This window comes from Pseudomonas sp., from assembly GCF_049645325.1.
Classification (GTDB): domain Bacteria; phylum Pseudomonadota; class Gammaproteobacteria; order Pseudomonadales; family Pseudomonadaceae; genus Aquipseudomonas.
Map to the genome: position 1 here is coordinate 1 of NZ_JBARTQ010000567.1, position 2158 is coordinate 2158.

Consider the following 2158-nt stretch of genomic DNA (forward strand, 5'->3'; position numbering starts at 1 on the left):
AAAGTGACCCGCTGTAAGAGCGGAACCCATAGAAGCCATCACCCAAATAACGGATATGCCCACCCCCCAAAAAACCCACCAAACTCACCACCGCTCAAGGTGAACACAAACACCCCTTTAGGCTAAGGTACCGCCCAACCCCCTCCAACCCGAGCCCCCACCATGCGAAACCTGATCTTCGCCAGCGTCTGCCTGCTGACCACCGCCCTGGCAGGCTGCCAACAAACCCCACCCGCCAACGACCAACTCGACGCCGTGCTCTGGACCCAAACCTCCATCGAACACGAGCTCATCTACCGCCAACTGTTCGCCAACGCCACCCGCCAACTCGACGTAGCCCTGGCCGACCCAACCTGGGACGCACTGCCCTTCCCCCCTCGCAACCTGAGCGGCCTACCGCCGGCCGTGGTGGTCGATATCGACGAAACCCTGCTCGACAACGTCCCCCTCAACGCCCGCGACATCATCAATAACCAAGTGTATTCCTACGACCGCTGGAACACCTGGGTCGACCAGGCCAAGGCCCAGCCGCTACCCGGCGCAGTGGCGTTCCTGCGAGCCGCCCATCAAAAAGGCATCCAGGTCTACTACCTCACCAACCGCGAGCACAGCCAGGTCGCCGCCACCGTCGCCAACCTGCGCCTGCGCGGTTTCCCGGTTGAACATGATGAACAGGTCCTGGCCGCCAGCACACCCACCGGCCACTGCGAAAGCGCCGGTTACGGCAAGACCTGCCGCCGCCAATGGGTCGCCAGCCACGCCCGCGTACTGTTGATGGCCGGCGACTCACTGGGTGATTTCGTGCAGGCCGAACACAACACCCTCGCGGAACAGCGCAAGGCAGTCGAACCCTATGTGAGCTGGCTGGGGCAACGCTGGTTTCTGCTGCCCAACCCGAGTTACGGCAACTGGTACAGCGCGCCGTATGGGGATGATGAGAAGTTGCCGTTTGAACAGAAGCGCAAGCTCAAGCAACAGGCGTTGCAACTGCAGGAATAGCCCTTCGGCGAAGGCTCAGGCTTTCACGTTTTGCCGGATATTCCAGCCAAACTTCACCGGGCCGCCGTCCTTGCCGCCGTCGGCCTTTTGTGGCTGGTAGCTGACGTCAACCGTGGCAAAACTCAGGGCAAAACTGTCATGCAGCACATCGGCGCTGTTCTCGGCGCTGGTGCTGTAAGACACCACCATCACCTCCTTGAGTGTCATCACCAGATACTCCACCGGGCTGCTTCCGCCCGCCTTGCGCAGCACCAGCCTGGCTTCGGGGTAATGCTTGCCACTGGCGCAGGCCATCATCAGATTGGGGCTGGATTTATCCAGCGGTTTTTTCAGGTTCAGGTTGGCAATATCGACCTTGCCTGCGCCACCTCCGGTGCCGCTATGCATCGATCCCGATTGCGACATTCCCCACGCCCATTCGGTGATATCAATTTCGTCGCGATGGGCCTGGTCCGTGGATTCGCCCTTGATATCGCCCAGTTTCAAAAACATATCGACTGCCATGTGTGCTCCCTGCCTTGGTGTGCGTCGGTAGTGACGTGGGGCGCACTTTTCATCAGCCGCCACGCTGCACGCAAGACGCCAAGGCGTGATAGAGACGCACCCGACGTGAAATGGCGAAGCTTCCGACAGTCATAGATGCCTGCTCGTCTTTTGGCTCTGGGCTCCCGCAAAAACCAGGCGTTAAAGATGACTGCGTCCCTGTTGAGAGATGGATTTCCCACGGCCCACCGCACTACGCGTCAGCGCATTGAAAGCAGTATTGATATGCGTCGGCTGTTTTTTGCCATCGATGCGGACCCGGCGCTGATTGGTGCGGGGGTGGTGTATATCGACGCGGAAGTCAACGTGGTAACCCTGCGCGAGTTTCAGGCTATTTGCAGTGTGGAGCCGAAGAAAGTGGTGCTGCGTGAAGCGCCCAGGTATGTCGGGCCTGCGGAGTTCAAGCGGATGTTGGAGCATGAGCCAAGGGAGTCGAGATTGGTGGCGGAGGCAATTGGCACGGCGGTGACGTGTGCGGGGGCAATACTGAGTTGGATAGTCGTGACAAGTGGAGTGATGTTGGTCCCCTTTACGGCGGGCGCGAGTGTGGTGATTACGTTTCTGGGCCAGGCCGCCTTAGCTGCCAGCGTTACCCAATGCATCATCGGGCTAGGTC

The 2158-nt window shown here is 59.9% G+C and carries 2 protein-coding genes and 1 pseudogene; 2 read left to right on the plus strand and 1 reads right to left on the minus strand.

Going from position 1 to position 2158, the window contains the following annotated elements:
- Nucleotides 1-162 precede the first annotated feature (162 nt).
- Nucleotides 163-999, plus strand: a complete 837-nt coding sequence (locus tag WBB95_RS23720) for a 5'-nucleotidase, lipoprotein e(P4) family (protein ID WP_424489775.1) — start codon at nucleotides 163-165, stop codon at nucleotides 997-999.
- 15 nt (nucleotides 1000-1014) lie between these two features.
- Here the strand turns inward: WBB95_RS23720 and WBB95_RS23725 are convergent, their stop codons facing one another.
- The gene (locus WBB95_RS23725) at nucleotides 1015-1503 is read right to left on the minus strand and encodes an Hcp family type VI secretion system effector (protein WP_424489776.1); all 489 of its coding nucleotides are present in this window, start codon (nucleotides 1501-1503) and stop codon (nucleotides 1015-1017) included.
- Between the two features lie 186 nt (nucleotides 1504-1689).
- Between WBB95_RS23725 and WBB95_RS23730 the strand changes: the two are divergent.
- Nucleotides 1690-2158 (plus strand): annotated as a pseudogene (locus tag WBB95_RS23730) (NAD synthetase); the annotation flags it as partial.

Bases quoted from the DNA above. Each gene is read 5' to 3' on its own strand.
- WBB95_RS23720 (WP_424489775.1), top strand. From the start codon at position 163: ATGCGAAACCTGATCTTCGCCAGCGTCTGCCTGCTGACCACCGCCCTG.
- WBB95_RS23725 (WP_424489776.1), bottom strand. From the start codon at position 1,503: ATGGCAGTCGATATGTTTTTGAAACTGGGCGATATCAAGGGCGAATCC.